A 15,741-nucleotide genomic window follows, 5' to 3' on the forward strand; every position below is an offset into this window, starting at 1 on the left:
CGGAGCGCTACGGCGTGACCTTCTCGATCCGCACGCTGCCGGTGCCCGCGGCGGTGCCGCGCGCGTTGACCAGCTGGACCTGGCCGAAGAACTCCCGGCCGGCCGGGGCCTCGGCGGCCGCGACCACCTCACCGGAGACGGTGGCCGACTGACCCGTGCCGAGCTTGACGGCGGCACCCGAGACCTTCACCTCGCCGAGGGCGGAGGAGAAGAACACGTCGCGGTAGTCGTAGGCGGTGGACCCGGACGGGACCGCGTAGCCGACGACCTCGATGGTGTAGGTACCGGCGGCCGGCGAGGGCAGGGAGACGGACTCCTCGGAGTCACCGTCCGCGGAGCTGCCGACCTGGGTGCCCGCGGCGTCGTAGACGTACAGGTCGAGGTCGGCGCCCGTGTCGGCGGTGTTGCCGATGGAGACGTCCAGGGACTTGGCGCCCGCGGGGACCGTGACCGTGGAGGTCTGGGTGGCGCCGGTCGCGATGGTCGGCCGGCCGGTCTTGGCGGAGCCGAGCGGGCCGCCCGTCAGCTTGCCGTCGATGGCGGCGAGCTTGTTGGTGACCTTCCAGGAGGCGGTGGTCGGCGTGCCGACCTTGGCCTCGGGCACGGTGACGACCTCGGGGTCGAAGGTCGCCCCGTAGATCGCGAAGTCGAGCTTGAAGGGGTTGTCGAGCAGCGGGGAGGTCCGGCGCGACTCGACCTCGAACTCCCAGACACCGGGCTGCGGGTTGGCGTACGAGCGCACGTCCGGCTTGCAGCCCCCGCCGTCCTGGAAGTTGTTGTAGCAGGTCAGCGAGCTGGTGCTCTCGACCGCCAGACCGTACGGGTGGTTGGCGATGAACCGGGTCTGGCTCTTGTCCTTCAGCCCGCTGATCGCGACCTCAAGGGTCTTGGCGCCCTCGGGGACGGTGACGAAGTACGACTTGAAGGCGTTGCGCTGGACCGTGCTCTTCACCGAGTGGGTGTAGTTCAGCGGCTTGGAGACGACCACCGTGTTGAGGATCTGCTTGTCGACGCCCACGGTCTTCGGGTCGTCGACCTCCAGGATCACGCTGCTGATGCCGGCTTCCTCCGGCTTGGCGGCGATCTTCACGGTGACCGGCTTGTTCAGCGGCAGGGAGACCTCGTTGCCGCCGACGATCGAGAACGTGTCGTTCTCGTCGTTCTTCAGGCGCAGGTCGTGGCGGATCGCGCTGTCGGCGCCGGAGGTACGGGTGACGACGACGTCGTACGTCTTCGACTGCCCGGCCTTCAGGCCGCCCTCACGGTCGTAGACGCCGGTGCCGAAGCCCGGGGTCTTCAGCGCGAAGTCGATGGCCGTGTCGACGGGGGCCTTCACGGTGTACTCGTGCGCCGAGGCGCCCGCCTTGATCGACTTCCAGGCGGCCTCGATGTCCATCAGGCCCGCGCCCTCGGCGTACGCCTGCACGCGGCGGATGTGGTCGGCCGTCGAGGTCAGCGCGGTGCGCAGCTTCGCGGGCGGCAGGGCGATGCCCTTCTGCTTCGCGGCGCTGAGCAGCAGCGCGGAGGCGCCGGCCGCCTGCGGGGAGGCCATCGAGGTGCCGTTCAGCATCTGGTAGCCGGCCGGCAGGGTGTAACCCGCCTCGGGCGCGATGACGCCGGGCAGCCAGGTCTGCGCGGTGTTGACCGCGGCGCCCGGGGCGACCAGGGTCGGGGTGAAGCCGCCGTCCTCACGCGGGCCGCGCGAGGAGAAGTTGAACAGCTGGTAGCCCTTGGCGACCTCGGAGCCGTAGTTCGAGGCCCAGGTCTCCTTGGAGATGGACGCGCCGACCGAGATCACCTTGTCGGCCAGGCCGGGGTCGCCGATGGTGTTGGCGCCGGGGCCGGAGTTGCCGGCCGAGATGACCAGCTGCACGCCGTAGGTGTCGATGAGGCGCGTGTACAGCGCGGCGCGCGCGTTGTTGCCGTCGTTCAGCGCCGGGAGGCCGCCGATGGACATGTTGACGATGTCGACGCCGCGGTTGACGACGAGGTCGATCATGCCCTCGGTGAGCGCCACGTTGGTGCAGCCGGGGCCGAACTCGCAGGCGCGGGACGAGACGATCTTCGCGCCGGGGGCGGCGCCGTTCATCTTGCCGCCGAACAGGCCGTGGGCGGCGGTGATGCCGGCGACGTGGGTGCCGTGCTCGCTGGAGATGAGACCGATGTTGACGAAGTCGGCCTTCTTGCCGACCCAGTCGCCCCCGAAGGGGTCCATGGGTACGTTCTTGCGGTACTCCACGACGAACGGCTGACGCTCGGCGACGTCGGTCGCCGGGTTGTCGGTGCCGAAGTAGCCGATCTGGTAGCCGTCCTTGTACGGCTTCATCGGCTTGTCGTCGCGGAAGTCGAAGTTCTGGTTCACGTCGACGGTGACCGTGCCGGCCGCCGCGTCGTAGAGCACGCCCCACGCGTCGGTGGTGTCCCCGTCGCGGTTCACGTCGCCCGCCGCGTCGCCGCCCGCCGTGGCGGACTCGCGGAAGGTGTTGACGGAGTAGGTGCCCGCGGGCGCGCTCCAGGTGCGGCCGCCGAAGGTGAACGTCGGGCCGGAGACCGAGTTCGTCATCGGGCGCCAGCTGAGGTCGTTGTCGACGATCGGGTCGGTGGACGTGACCCAGTCGACGATCTTGCGCTCGCCGGTGGTGGTCTTCTGCAGCGCGGGGTGCGCGAGGTCGACGCCGGAGTCCAGGACACCGATGGTGATGCCCCGGCCGTCGGCCGTCGGGTTCTTCCGCACGAAGTCCACGGCGCCCGTCTCGAAGGACGGGTTGTACGGGTTCTTGGCGGGGGTGTTCTTGTCCGGCCCCGGGTAGGTCTCGGCGACCGTGGCCTGCTTCTTCGCGCCCTTCGCGGTGTCCGCGGCCGGCGAGGGGTCGTCGAGGACGATCTCGTGGCGCAGGTCGATGCCCTGCACCGAGGAGAGCTTCGCGGCGGCCGAGATGGCCGCGTCGGCGTTCTTGGTCGGGACGGTGGCGCGGACGTAGCCGAGCTTGTCGTAGGTACGGCCCACGGAGCCGCCCTTGACCGCGTCCAGCTGCTCGGCGACCTGCTCGGTCTTGCCGGGGGCCGTGGCGATCATCATCGTGACGTTCTTGTCGCCGTCGGCCTTGGCCTCGGCGAGGAGGTCGGCGTCGGTCGAGCCGAGCTTGTCGTGCGCGGACTTGACACCACCGTCGGACGGGACGGCGGTGGACGGGTTGTCCGCCGAGAAGGCCATGGGTATCGGCCCGGCCGCGGAGAGCGCGGCGACCAGACCCGCGGCCACGGCAATGCGGGCCACACGTCTCGAACCCGACCGGGGGCCGGGCTGGGGGGTGAGGGTCATCGACATCCCTTGTAGGTAAGGAATTCAGTGAGCAGGCAGGGGTGATCCGAGCGGCAGGTTCGGATCGATCCGGTCCGTTATGCGGTCCCGGATGATCGCTCAGTCTTACCAAAGTGATAGTTGTTTGGGGAGTGCTGACCGCTACGGATCCAATTCATGGGGTAAACCCTCAACCCGTCATGAGCGCAATGACCGCGTATGGGCGGACATTGCGGGTAACGTCTGCGCATGCGTGAGCAGTTGAGGGTGGCGGCCTACGCCGTGTGCGTCCGCGAGGAGCGTCTGCTGCTGGCCCGCTGGGTCTCCCGGGACGGCCTGCGCAGGTGGACCCTGCCCGGCGGCGGCATGGAGCACGGCGAGGACCCCTACGACACGGTCGTCCGCGAGGCGGCCGAGGAGACCGGCTACACCGTCGAACCCACCACGCTCCTCGGCATCGACACCACCCGGCGCCAGGACCCCCGCCGCCTCGGCACCCGCGTCGACTTCCAGGCCCTGCGCATCGTCTACGAGGCCCGGATCACCGGAGGCGACCTCCGCCACGAGACCGGCGGCTCCACGGACATGGCCGCCTGGCACCCCCTGGCCGAGGTCCCGGACCTGGACCGGGTGGGCCTGGTCGACGTGGGCCTGCGCCTGTGGAGGGAACGCCCCCGCAGCGGCCATGTGCCGGTGCCCTACCCCGGCAGATGAACACGGAGTGACCGCTTCCCTTCGCTCCCGCTCACATTCGGGAACCTCCGGTGACGCACACCGTGGCCGTAGATCGACGTACGGTGATCGGCGCTGTCCGTTGCGACGTCGTTAACGTCCAGGCCACCCCCGCTGCCAAGCATCGAGGGAGAGCGGGAACCCCACTGCGGCCCCCACCGCGCAGCGGCCCCCGCGACCACTTCCGACGCGTTCGCACTCGGGGAGACCGCGCCAATGTCGCGCATACGCTCAGTCGCTGCCGCCGCCACCCACCCTGACCGCCGGGCCTTCCTCGCCGCCACCGGTGCGGTCGGCCTTGCCGCGGGGGCCGGCTTCGCCCTGCGGCCGGAGACCGCCGCCCACGCCGCCACCTCCGCCGCCGCAACCGGCGAGATCCCCCTGACGAACCTCTCCAGCAGACAGGCCCCCGCCGCCCCCCTCGCGCCGTACACGCGGGGCACGACCCTCGCCTCGGTCGCCGCCCCGCGCAACTCCTCCGGTTACCGCCGCCTCGGTTCCGGCCCGGCCTGGGCGCGGGTCGTCCGCAGCGACCTGGCGGCTCCCAAGTCCGGCCGCGAGAAGCGCCGTACGGCACTGGCGTCCTTCGTGCAGTTCACCGACCTGCACGTGGTGGACGTCCAGCACCCGCTGCGCTACGAGTACCTGCGCGCCCAGACCGCCAGCGCCTGGCGTCCGCAGGAGGCGCTGTCCGTGGCCGGCGCGGTCTCGCTCGTCGAGCGGGTGAACGCGCTGCGCGGAGCCCCGGTGACCGGCTCCCCCCTGCACTTCGTCATGACGACCGGCGACAACACCGACAACAACTCCAAGACCGAGCTGGACTGGTTCCTGAAGGTGATGAGCGGGGGCCGCGTCACCCCCAACTCCGGTGACCCGCGCCGCTACGAGGGCGTCCAGAACAGCGGCCTCAAGCTCTACTGGCAGCCCGACGCCGCCCTGCGCGACGCCGACAAGCAGCTCGGCTTCCCCCGCCTGAACGGCTTCCTCGCCGCCGCGATCCGCGAGGTCAACAGCCCCGGTCTGAACGTCCCCTGGTACTCCACGGTCGGCAACCACGACTCCCTCCCCGGCGGCTGCTACGCCCCCGGCGACTCCTGGTTCGCCGACTTCGCGGTCGGCGGCCGCAAGCTGATGACCCTGGACGAGCGGGCCGGCAAGGCCCTCTGGGACAACGTCAAGAGCGGCGGCGACCCCCGGGGCGCCGAGTGGAAGGCCCTCCTCAAGGCCCAGGCGAAGAAGATGCGCGCGGTCACCCCGGACGAGGGCCGCGCCCCCTTCACCCCGCGGGACTACCTCAAGGCCCACCTGGACCCGGCCCACACGGGCCCCGGCCCGGTCGGCCACGGCTACTCGCAGGCCAACCTGGACGCCCGCACCCAGTACTACGCCTTCCGCATAGCCGACGACGTCATCGGCATCAGCCTCGACTCCACCGACCCCGGCGGCCACTACGAGGGCTCCCTCGGCACGGCCCAGCTCAAGTGGCTGGACCGCACGCTGAAGGAGGCGGCCAAGGACGGTTCGTACGCCGTCGTGTTCAGCCACCACACCAGCGCCTCGATGCGCAACCTGCGCAAGGACCCCGCGCGGCCCGGCGAGGCGCGCCACAGCGGTGACGAGGTGCTGTCCCTGCTCGGCCGCCACCGCAACGTTCTGGCCTGGGTGAACGGCCACAGCCACCGCAACCGCATCACCCCGCACACGGCCTCGGGCGGCGGCTCCTTCTGGGAGATCTCCACCGCCTCCCACATCGACTTCCCCCAACTCGCCCGCGTCATCGAGCTGGTGGACAACAAGGACGGCACGCTCTCCCTCTTCACCACCCTGATCGAATCGGCCGCCCCGCACGCCACCGATTTCACCGACCTCTCGCAGACCGGTCTCGCCGCCCTCTACCGCGAGCTGTCCTACAACGCACCCGGCCGCCGCGACACGCTCACCGGCACCCCCCGCGACCGCAACACGGAACTCGTCCTGCGCAAGGGCTGAAAACGGCTCAACCGGCGCGCCCCGCACAACCTGCGACGCACCGCCGGTGTCCCCCTCCCCGACCGAGTCGTTCCCGGAGTCGCCGGGAACGCCGGGCGAAGGGGGAGAACGACATGACGGTACGCACAGGCCGGCGCGGGGCGCTGCTGGTCGCCACCGCCGTGACCGCCGCACTGGCGCTGGCCGCCCCGGCGGTGGCGGCCGTGCCCACGGGGACGTCGACCGGAGGCGATCACCGCGCCACCCGGAAGGCGATGGACGCCAACGTGGAGAGCGGCGTCGTCGGCGTCGCCGTCCAGGCCAAGGACGCCCACGGCGTCTGGAAGGCCGCCGCGGGCATCGGAGACCTCAGGACGGGCGCGCCCCGCTCCGCCCGCGACCACTTCCGCATCGGCAGCATCACGAAGACCTTCGTCGCCACCGTGCTGCTCCAGCTGGAGGCGGAGGGCAGGCTGTCGCTGGACGACAAGGTCGACAGGTGGCTGCCGGGCGTGGTCCGCGGCAAGGGCCACGACGGCCGCAAGGTGACCCTGCGTCAACTGCTCAACCACACCAGCGGGATCGCCGAGTACACCTCGGACGAGCGGTTCGTGAAGGACGTCTTCCTCGCCGAGGGCTTCCTCAAGAACCGCTACCGCACCTGGAGCCCGCGCGAACTCGTCGCCATCGCGATGAAGCACGAGCCCACCTTCGCCCCCGGCACCGACTGGAGCTACTCCAACACCAACTACGTGCTCGCCGGCATGGTGATCGAGAAGGCCACGGGCCGCGGTTACGGCGACGAGATCCGCGCCCGCGTCATCGAGCCGCTCGGCCTGAGCGACACCAGGGTCCCCGGCACGACCCCCACCCTCCCGGGCCCGCACAGCCGCGCCTACTCCAAGCTGGCGGAGACGGCGGAGGGCAGGACCTACGACGTCACCAGGCTCAACCCCTCGATCGCGGGCGCGGCGGGCGGGATGGTCTCCGACGCCGACGACCTCGGCCGCTTCGTCTCGGCCCTGCTGCGGGGCAGGCTGCTGCCGAAGAAGCAGCTCGCCGAGATGAAGGACGTGATCCCGGTCGACGGCGACCGCGGGGGCTACGGCCTCGGCCTCATCACCTACAAGCTCTCCTGCGGTGTCCGGCTCTGGGGTCACAGCGGCGGTATCCACGGCTCCCTCTCCGAAGCCGTCACCACGGCCGACGGCCGCCACACCCTCACCTACAACTTCAACAGCGACTGGGCGGGTGACAGCATGCCGATCATGGAGGCGGAGTTCTGCCGCAAGTAGCGGTTCCCCCGTCCGCACGCGCCCGTCCCGCAGCACGAGGAAGGGCCGCCGAACGAGGCCGGCGGCCCTTCCTCTCCCCTCCTGATGTCCCCGGGTTACCCCGATCTACCGGGGGAGCACCACCACATAGGCGGCCGGATCGCGGTCGCACGACGCCATCAGCGCGGTACGCACGACGGTCGCCTGCTGCTCCAGGGAGTCACGCAGCTTCCTGGGGCTGATGTGGACGACGGTGATGCCGAGCCGCTCCAGCATCTCGCGCTTACGGGCGTACTCGGACCACAGCGCGTCCTCGTCCTGCCGGGGCGCGCGGGTGTCCAGCTCGACCGCGACGGCCTGCTCCGGCCAGTACGCGTCGAGTCCGCCGAGGTGCGGGCCGCCGGGCAGCCGGAGGTCGACGTTCCAGACCGGGTCGGGCAGGGCGTGTTCGCGCACCATCCGGTAGAGGTGATCCTCCGCGACCGCCCGGCCCTCGGCGAGCAGCGAGTCCACCGCGTCGGCCACGTGCGGCCGGTTCAGCAGTCGCGCCGCGGTCAACTCCCTTACCACCGCGACCGGTTCGGTGTGCCCGGCGCGCACCGCCTCCGTCAGCAGCCGGCGCACCGCGCCCGCGTCGGTGAGTTCCCCGACCGCGTCGGCGAGGGCACGCGGCACGGGGGCGACGGGCAGGCCGGTCACGTACGAGGGGGTCGGCATGACCGGGGTGCGGACGATCCGCGCGCAGCCGGTGGTCCGCAGCCGGCGCAGACGCGGTACGAGCACGTCGATCGTGTCGAGGGAGGGGAGCGGCGGCGCGGACGTGAACCCGTGCAGGGTCAGGGCGGCCAGGCCCGTGATCACCGCCTCCGGGTAGCGGGGCGTCGGGCGGGGCTCGTCGGCGTTCGGCTGCGCGGGCACCCCGACGGGCGCCGCGACCCCGGTGACCGTCTCGCGGAACGGTGAGCGGGCCGCGTACGAGAGCACCGCGTGCAGGCGCTCCTCGGAGGTGGGCGGGCCCGGGTGCAACAGGAACACGCCCGGCAGGAGCTGCTGCCAGGAACCGCCGGGCCGGCACCGCTCGTTCGTCTCGGCGGCGGTGACACCCTGCGCGCGCAGCTGCGCGGCCGTCAGCACCCGGCGCGTGACGTCCGAGAGGCGACGGAGGGGGCGGGGGGAGAGCGGGGTGTTGTGGGTCATGGTCCGGAGGTTCCCGCTCCGGAGCCGTGGATGAACCTCTGTTACAGGCTCGTCGACAAATCCGGACAAGACCGCACTAAAGTACGTGCGTTCGACTGCCGATATCCGCTGGTCCGGACGCGATCGGAAAAGGTTACGGCTCCGATTACCCGAATTCGGTAACCCTCAACCGGGCCGGCCCGCGCCCGCGAGCGCCGCTCACGCGCGCCCGGCGGCTGCCGTACGGCAACCGCCGAGCGCCCAACACACCTCGCCCCGGCGGCAGTTACGCCACGGACTCCGCCGCCGCGTCACACGCCTGCGCCCGCAGCGCCCGCGCCAGATCGTCCCGTGCCTCCAGCACGAGCCTGCGCAGCGCCGGCGCCGCCTTCTCGTGCGCGGCGAGCCACGCGTCCGTCGCGTCCAGCGTGTCCGGGGAGTCCTGCAGCGACGGGAACAGCCCCCGCACCACGTCCATCCCGATCTGGATGGACCGCTCGGCCCACACCCGCTCGATCACCTCGAAGTACTTCGCGGCGTAGGGCGCCACCAGCTCCCGCTGGGAGGGCCGCGCGAACCCCGCGATCGTCGCCTCGACCAGCGCGTTGGACATCGTGTCCGACTCCACGACCGAGACCCACGCCTGCGCCTTGACCGCCGCGGACGGCCGCCCCGCCAGGCACCGCACCTGGTGCCGCTTCCCGGAGGCCGTGTCGTCGCGTGCCAGCTCGGCGGCGAGCATCGCCTCGTCGGCCACCCCGTGCGTCGCCAGCGGCTCCAGGAAGGCCCAGCGCAGCTCCTGGTCGACGTCCAGCCCGTCGATCTTCTCGGTCCCGGCCAGCAGTCCCCGCAGCAGGTCCAGATCGCCCTCGCCCGAGGCCACCGAGGCGAAGAAACGGGCCCACGTCAGCTGGTGCTGACTGCCCGCCTCCGCCGCCCGCAGCTCCCGCAGCGCGCCCTCCGCCAGCAGCCGGCCGCCGGTCTCCCGCCACCCGGGCGCCGCGTAGTGCGTGAGCGCCGACCCGGCCCAGGCGTGCAGCATCTGCAGCACCCCGATGTCGGACTCCCGCCCCGCGAACCGCAGGACGAGGTCGACGAAGTCGCGCGCCGGCAGCAGCGCGTCCCGCGTCAGGTTCCACAGCGCCGACCAGCACAGCGCCCGGGCCAGCGGGTCCGAGACGTCCCCGAGCCCGGCCCGCAGCGCGTCCAGCGACCCCGCGTCGAACCGGATCTTGCAGTACGTCAGGTCGTCGTCGTTGACCAGCACCAGCTCGGGCGCCTCGGCCCCGGCCAGCTCGCCCACGACCGTGCGCGGCCCGTCCACGTCCACCTCGGCCCGCGCGTACCGCTCCAGCGAACCCCCTTCGGCGCCCCGCCGGTACAGGCCGATCGCGACCCGGTGCGGCCGCAGTTCGGGGTGCGACTCGGCGGCCTCCTGCACCACCGCCAGCTCGTCGATCCGGCCGTCGGCGGCCAGCAGCACCTGCGGGGTGAGGGAGTTGACGCCGGCCGTCTGCAGCCACGCGCGCGACCAGGACACCATGTCCCGCCCGCTGGTCTCCTCCAGGACCGACAGCAGGTCGCCCAGCTTCGTGTTGCCGTACGCGTTCCGCTTGAAATAGCGCCGGGCGCCCTCCAGGAAGGCGTCGCGCCCCACGTACGCCACCAGCTGCTTCAGCACGGAGGCGCCCTTGGCGTAGGTGATGCCGTCGAAGTTGAGCTTGGCGTCCTCCAGGTCGCGGATGTCGGCCGTGACGGGGTGGGTGGAGGGCAGCTGGTCGGCGCGGTAGGCCCAGGACTTGCGGTTGTTGGCGAAGGTGACCCAGCCGTTGGTGAAACGGGTGGCCTCGACCATGGAGAAGGTGCCCATGAAGTCGGCGAAGGACTCCTTCAGCCACAGGTCGTCCCACCACACCATGGTCACCAGGTCGCCGAACCACATGTGCGCCATCTCGTGCAGGATCACATTGGCCCGCCGCTCGTACGACGCCCGGGTGACCTTGCCGCGGAAGATGAACTCCTCACGGAAGGTGACGAGTCCCGGGTTCTCCATCGCGCCGAGGTTGTACTCGGGCACGAACGCCTGGTCGTACTTCCCGAACGGGTACGGGTAGTCGAAGTGGTCGTGGAAGAAGTCCAGGCCCTGCTTGGTGATGAGGAAGACGTCGTCGGAGTCGAAGTAGGGCGCGAGACCCTTGCGGCACATCGCGCCGAGCGGGATCTCCAGCCGCGTACCGTCCTCGAAGACCCGCTCGTAGGTGTCCGTCACGTAGTGGTACGGGCCCGCGACGAACGCCGTGATGTACGTCGAGATCGGCTTCGTCTCCGCGAAGCGCCACACCCCGTCCGTCAGCTCGCCGACGCCGTTGCTCCATACGACCCAGTCCTCGGGCGCCCGCACCTCGAAGCGGAAGGGGGCCTTGAGGTCGGGCTGCTCGAAGTTGGCGAAGACCCGCCGGGAGTCGGCCGGCTCGTACTGGGTGTAGAGGTAGACCTCGCCGTCCTCGGGATCGACGAAGCGGTGCATGCCCTCGCCCGTGCGGGAGTAGGCGCACTGCGCGTCGACCACCAGCTCGTTCTCGGCGGCCAGCTCGTCGAGCGTGATCCGGGAGCCGTCGAAGACCTCGCTCGGGTCGAGATCCTTGCCGTTGAGGGAGACGGCCGTCACACTCGGCGCGATCAGGTCGGCGAAGCTGCCGGCGCCCGGCTCGGCGCAGCGGAAGCGGATCGTCGTCACCGAGCGGAAGGTGCGCGGCTCGCCTGCCGCGCCACCCGCGTCGCCGACGGCGGACCGCAGGTCGAGAGAGACCTCGTAGCCGTCGACGGACAGCAGCGCGGCCCGTTCCTGGGCCTCGTCGCGGGACAGATTCTCACCGGGCACGGCACTCCCTCAGGGTGGATTTCAAGCGGTGTTCAACATGCGGACAGGCCCGATCCTGCCATGCGCACCTGACGCCGGGCAGTGGGGAATGCGACGCCCGGCCGTCGGTGTTGCCAGCTGAGACGACTGCCTTCCGAACGCGCTTCCGAGGAGAACCATGTCCGAGCAGACCTCCGTCAAGACCCCTGTCGACTTCTGGTTCGACCCGCTGTGCCCCTGGGCCTGGATGACCTCGCGGTGGGTCCTGGAGGTGGAGAAGGTCCGGGACATCGAGGTCCGCTGGCACCTGATGAGCCTCGCGGTGCTGAACGAGCCCAAGATCGACGAGCTGCCCCAGGAGTACCGCGAGCTGCTGGAGAAGAAGGCGTGGGGTCCGGTACGGGTCGTCATAGCCGCCCAGGAGGAGCACGGCGCCGAGGTTCTCGGCGACCTCTACACCGCGCTCGGCACCCGGATCCACAACCAGGGCGAGGGCCCGGAGAAGGAGACGGTCGCCGCCGCTCTGAAGGACGTGGGCCTGCCCGACTCCCTCATGGACCACTGGGACGCCACTCCTTACGAGCCGCAGCTGCGCGCCTCCCACCAGGAGGGCATCGACAAGGTCGGCCAGGACGTCGGCACCCCCGTCATCGCCGTCCCCGGCGCCGACGGCGAGCAGATCGCCTTCTTCGGCCCGGTCGTCACCCCCGCCCCCCAGGGCGAGGAGGCCGCCAAGCTCTGGGACGGCACCCTCCTCGTCGCCTCGGTCCCCGGCTTCTACGAGATCAAGCGCAGCCGCACCAAGGGCCCGGACTTCAGCAACCTGGTCTGACCGCCCGTCACCGGAAGTGCTCGGGGAGGTTCAGTCCCTCGCCCTGGTTCCCGTACGGCTGGACGAACAGGCAGCGGCCCTTCTCCCCGTGGTTGGCGCAGCGCCACCAGCCGGCCGGGTTCCTGCCCAGGGACGTGAGGTACGCCCGCACCTCCTTGTCGGCCTTGTGGAACGGCAGGGGCTTGCTTCCCCCACACGGAGGGCAGTGCTTGTAGCTCGTCTCCATGCGACCTCCCGGGTCCGGTCGGCCGGATCGGGAATCCGGCCGGAATCGGGAGCATAGGGCGAAAAGCCGGGAATCCGTCAGACCGGAACCCGTCCCGCCGGAGGCGTTTTCCGCCGCCCCGGAAGGCGAGAACCCCCGCGAGTCACGTCCTCGCGGGGGTTCTCCTCTTTCTGCCTGCCGTGAAGGGTGAGAAGACGATCACGAGCAGGACACCCGGGCGGGCCCCGGCTCAGGGGGCCAGGAGCAGCACGTCCGCGCGCTCCTTGGCGGCGGCGTGGCGGCGGGCCACGTCCTGCCAGTCGACGACGGCCCACATGGCGTCGATGAAGTCGACCTTCTGGTTCCGGTACTGCAGGTAGAAGGCGTGCTCCCAGGCGTCGAAGACCAGGATCGGGGTGGAGCCCTGGCCGACGTTGCCCTGATGGTCGTAGACCTGCTCGACGATCAGGCGCCCGCTCAGCGGCTCGTACGCCAGCACGCCCCAGCCCGAACCCTGTGTCGTCGCCGACGCCTTGGTCAGCTGCGCCTTGAAGCCCGCGAAGGAGCCGAAGGACTCGGTGAGGGCGTCCGCCAGCTCGCCCAGGCCGTCCGCGGCCAGCGGCTCGCCGCCGCCCTCCTTCGGGCCGGTCATGTTCTGCCAGTAGATCGAGTGCAGGATGTGCCCGGAGAGGTGGAAGGCGAGGTTCTTCTGCAGGCCGTTGACGGCCCCCCAGCTCTCCTTGTCCCGCGCCTCGGCCAGCTGCTCCAGGGTGTCGTTCGCGCCCTTGACGTACGCCGCGTGGTGCTTGTCGTGGTGCAGCTCGATGATCTCGGGGCTGATCACCGGGGCGAGCGCCGCGTAGTCGTACGGAAGTTCCGGGAGTGTGTAGACGGGCATGGGGGTCCCCTCCGACCTCTTGTTGCAAAGTACTTGCAACTGCAGGCTAACAGCAAGAGACTGTGGGGGCGTGCCCGGGCACGCGAAAGGGCCCTCGCGCGGACCGACCGTCCGTCCTTCGCGCGAGGGCCCTGAAGCGTGCGGGCCGAACCGGCTCTAGGCGGCCACGGCGACCCTCTCCTCACGGGCGGCCACGGACGTGTAGTGCGAGGCGTCGCCCTCGATCGAGTGGCTCTCGCGGCCGTCGATCCCCACCGGCACGTCCCCGGCGACGGTCACCCGGTGCAGCCGGCGCGGCAGGCCGTCGTAGTTGTCGATGGCGTAGTGCTGGGTGATGCGGTTGTCGAAGACGACCAGCTGGTTCTCCGACCAGCGGTGGCGCAGCACGTTCTCGGGCCGGGTCACGTACGACTGGAGCAGGTCGAGGATCTTGCGGGACTCGCCGAGCGAGAGCCCCACGATCCGCTGCGCGAACCCGCCGATGAACAGCCCGCGTTCACCGGTGAGGGGGTGGACGCGGACGACCGGGTGGACCGTGCGGTACTTGATCGAGGTGAACCGGGCGCGCTGCTCGGCCCGTTCCGCGTCGATCTCCTCGTCGGGCACCGCGTAGTCGTAGTCGTTGGTGTGCTCGGCCCACAGGCCGTCGGCCAGCCGCCGCAACGGCTCGGGCAGGTCCCGGTAGGCCGCCGCCGCGTTGGCGATCAGGGTCTCGCCGCCGTACGGCGGGATCGTGATGCTGCGCAGCGTGGTCGCCTGCGGCGGGTTGAGGACGAACGTGACATCGGTGTGCCAGTGGTTGGCGCGCCCCCGCTCGCTGTCCACGGGCAGGACGCTCGCCGCGCCCTCGACGGCGGCCACCGTCGGATGGGCGGTGGTGATGTCGCCGAAGTGGCGGACGAAGCTCTGATGGGACGCGTCGTCGAGGTGCACGTCGTCGAGGACGAGTGTCTTGTGCACGTTGAGCGCCTCACGGAGGGCGGCGACCGTCTCCTCGCCGAGGGGCCGGGAGATGTCGACGCCGGAGACACGGGCACCGATGCGGGCGGTGACCTTCTGGATCTCGATGGTCATGGCGTGCTTCCTTTCATGGGCGGGACTGCGAGGGGAGAGGGCGACCGTGGCCGGTCGGGGCCGGGCTCGCGGCCTCAGACGAGGGCGGGCGCGGAGGCGAGGACGTGCTGGTTGGCGGGGCGCGGCAGGCCGTAGCGGTCCCGCAGGGTCCGGCGCGGGCCGTAGTCGGTGCGCAGCAGACCGCGGGCGCGCAGGATCGGTACGACGTGGTCCACGAAGGCGTCGAGGCCGGAGGGCAGGACCGCGGGCATGATGTTGAAACCGTCGGCCGCGCCCTGCGTGAACCAGGTCTCGATCGTGTCGGCGACCTGCTCGGGCGTCCCGGCGAAGGTGAGGTGACCCCGTCCGCCGCCCAGCCGTCCGATCAGCTCCCGCACGGTGAGCCGGTCGCGCCGGGCCAGCTCGACGACCAGCGTGTAGCGGCTCTTGGCCCCCTCGATCGCACTCTCGGGCGGCAGGTCCGCGGGCAGCGGGGCGTCCAGGTCCAGCGAGCCGGCGGGCAGTTGCAGCAGCCGCTCCAGATTGCCCACCCCATGCGTGTACACGATGTGGTCCTCCAGCACCCGCTCGGCCGCCCGCGCCTCCGCTTCCGTGGACCCGAGGACGGGGACGATCCCGGGCAGCACCTTGATGTGCTCGGGGTCCCGGCCGGCCGCCGCCGTGCGGGACTTGAGGTCGGCGTAGAAGGCCCGCGCGTCCTCGACGGTCTGTTGCGCGGTGAACACGGCCTCCGCGTACCGGGCCGCGAACGCCTTGCCGTCCTCGCTCGACCCCGCCTGCACGAGCAGCGGATAACCCTGGGGCGAACGGGGCACGTTGAGCGGACCCTCGACGCTGAAGTACGTCCCGCTGTGCCGGGGCGGATGGATCTTCGAGTCGTCGCCCCAGACCCCGGACTCCTTGTCGGCGACGATCGCGTCGTCCTCCCAGCTGTCCCAGAGCTTCAGCGCCACGTCGAGGAACTCGGCGGCCCGCGCGTACCGCTGGGCGTGTGCGGGCTCGGCGTCCAGGCCGAAGTTGCGGGCCGCCTCCGCACCGGCGGTCGTGACGATGTTCCAGCCGGCCCGGCCGCCGCTGAGGATGTCGAGCGAGGCGAACTTGCGGGCCAGGTTGTAGGGGGAGTTGTAGGAGGTGGAGGCGGTGGCGATCAGACCGATGTGCTCGGTGGCCGTCGCCAGCGCGGTCAGCAGGGTGAGCGGTTCCAGGGCGCCCGCCGGACGCTGGCCCACGCTGCCCCACAGCTGCGGGCCGTCGGCCAGGAAGAGCGAGTCGAAGGTGCCCCGCTCCGCGATCCGGGCCAGCCGTACGTAGTGGTCCAGCTCGACGTGCGCGTACGGGTCGGACTCCGGCAGCCGCCACGACGCCTCGTGGTGACCGGTGTTCATCAGGAACGCGTTGAGGTGGAGCTGTCGTGCGGGCAC

General features: G+C 71.0%; 11 protein-coding genes. 4 read left to right on the top strand and 7 right to left on the bottom strand.

Features of this window, described 5'->3' with window-relative positions:
• Window positions 1-7: 7 nt before the first annotated feature.
• Window positions 8-3,328, bottom strand: a complete 3,321-nt coding sequence (locus PYR72_RS31260) for a S8 family serine peptidase (RefSeq protein WP_275458379.1) — start codon at window positions 3,326-3,328, stop codon at window positions 8-10.
• Window positions 3,329-3,550: 222 nt separating this feature from the next.
• Between PYR72_RS31260 and PYR72_RS31265 the strand changes: the two genes are divergently transcribed.
• The 3 genes from PYR72_RS31265 to PYR72_RS31275 all read left to right on the top strand — a co-directional run bounded on the left by PYR72_RS31265 (window position 3,551) and on the right by PYR72_RS31275 (window position 7,296).
• On the top strand, window positions 3,551-4,015 hold the full coding sequence (locus PYR72_RS31265) for an NUDIX hydrolase (protein WP_275458380.1): 465 nt from the start codon (window positions 3,551-3,553) through the stop codon (window positions 4,013-4,015).
• 234 nt (window positions 4,016-4,249) lie between these two features.
• Complete coding sequence (locus PYR72_RS31270) at window positions 4,250-6,022, top strand: TIGR03767 family metallophosphoesterase (protein WP_275458381.1); 1,773 nt, start codon at window positions 4,250-4,252, stop codon at window positions 6,020-6,022.
• 113 nt (window positions 6,023-6,135) lie between these two features.
• Window positions 6,136-7,296 carry a serine hydrolase domain-containing protein gene (locus PYR72_RS31275; RefSeq protein WP_275458382.1) on the top strand — a complete coding sequence of 387 codons (1,161 nt, stop codon included), beginning with the start codon at window positions 6,136-6,138 and terminating at the stop codon, window positions 7,294-7,296.
• Between the two features lie 105 nt (window positions 7,297-7,401).
• On the opposite strand, the gene PYR72_RS31280 is transcribed toward PYR72_RS31275, so the two are convergent.
• Window positions 7,402-8,472 carry a hypothetical protein gene (locus tag PYR72_RS31280; protein ID WP_275458383.1) on the bottom strand — a complete coding sequence of 357 codons (1,071 nt, stop codon included), beginning with the start codon at window positions 8,470-8,472 and terminating at the stop codon, window positions 7,402-7,404.
• A gap of 265 nt (window positions 8,473-8,737) precedes the next feature.
• Complete coding sequence (gene pepN / locus PYR72_RS31285) at window positions 8,738-11,332, bottom strand: aminopeptidase N (RefSeq protein WP_275458384.1); 2,595 nt, start codon at window positions 11,330-11,332, stop codon at window positions 8,738-8,740.
• Between the two features lie 157 nt (window positions 11,333-11,489).
• Here pepN and PYR72_RS31290 point away from each other — a divergent pair, with 157 nt between their 5' ends.
• Window positions 11,490-12,143, top strand: a complete 654-nt coding sequence (locus tag PYR72_RS31290) for a DsbA family protein (RefSeq protein WP_275458385.1) — start codon at window positions 11,490-11,492, stop codon at window positions 12,141-12,143.
• A gap of 7 nt (window positions 12,144-12,150) precedes the next feature.
• Here the strand turns inward: PYR72_RS31290 and PYR72_RS31295 are convergent, their stop codons facing one another.
• From PYR72_RS31295 to PYR72_RS31310, 4 genes are all read right to left on the bottom strand, one after another.
• Complete coding sequence (locus tag PYR72_RS31295; RefSeq protein WP_275458386.1) at window positions 12,151-12,369, bottom strand: hypothetical protein; 219 nt, start codon at window positions 12,367-12,369, stop codon at window positions 12,151-12,153.
• 229 nt (window positions 12,370-12,598) lie between these two features.
• Window positions 12,599-13,246 (bottom strand): superoxide dismutase, encoded by a 648-nt coding sequence (locus PYR72_RS31300; RefSeq protein WP_275458387.1) that lies wholly within the window; start codon window positions 13,244-13,246, stop codon window positions 12,599-12,601.
• Between the two features lie 156 nt (window positions 13,247-13,402).
• On the bottom strand, window positions 13,403-14,320 hold the full coding sequence (locus PYR72_RS31305) for a TauD/TfdA family dioxygenase (protein WP_275458388.1): 918 nt from the start codon (window positions 14,318-14,320) through the stop codon (window positions 13,403-13,405).
• 74 nt (window positions 14,321-14,394) lie between these two features.
• Window positions 14,395-15,741 carry an LLM class flavin-dependent oxidoreductase gene (locus tag PYR72_RS31310; protein ID WP_275458389.1) on the bottom strand — a complete coding sequence of 449 codons (1,347 nt, stop codon included), beginning with the start codon at window positions 15,739-15,741 and terminating at the stop codon, window positions 14,395-14,397.

The sequence above is a fragment of the Streptomyces sp. VNUA24 genome (assembly GCF_029167005.1).
Classification (GTDB): domain Bacteria; phylum Actinomycetota; class Actinomycetes; order Streptomycetales; family Streptomycetaceae; genus Streptomyces; species Streptomyces scabiei.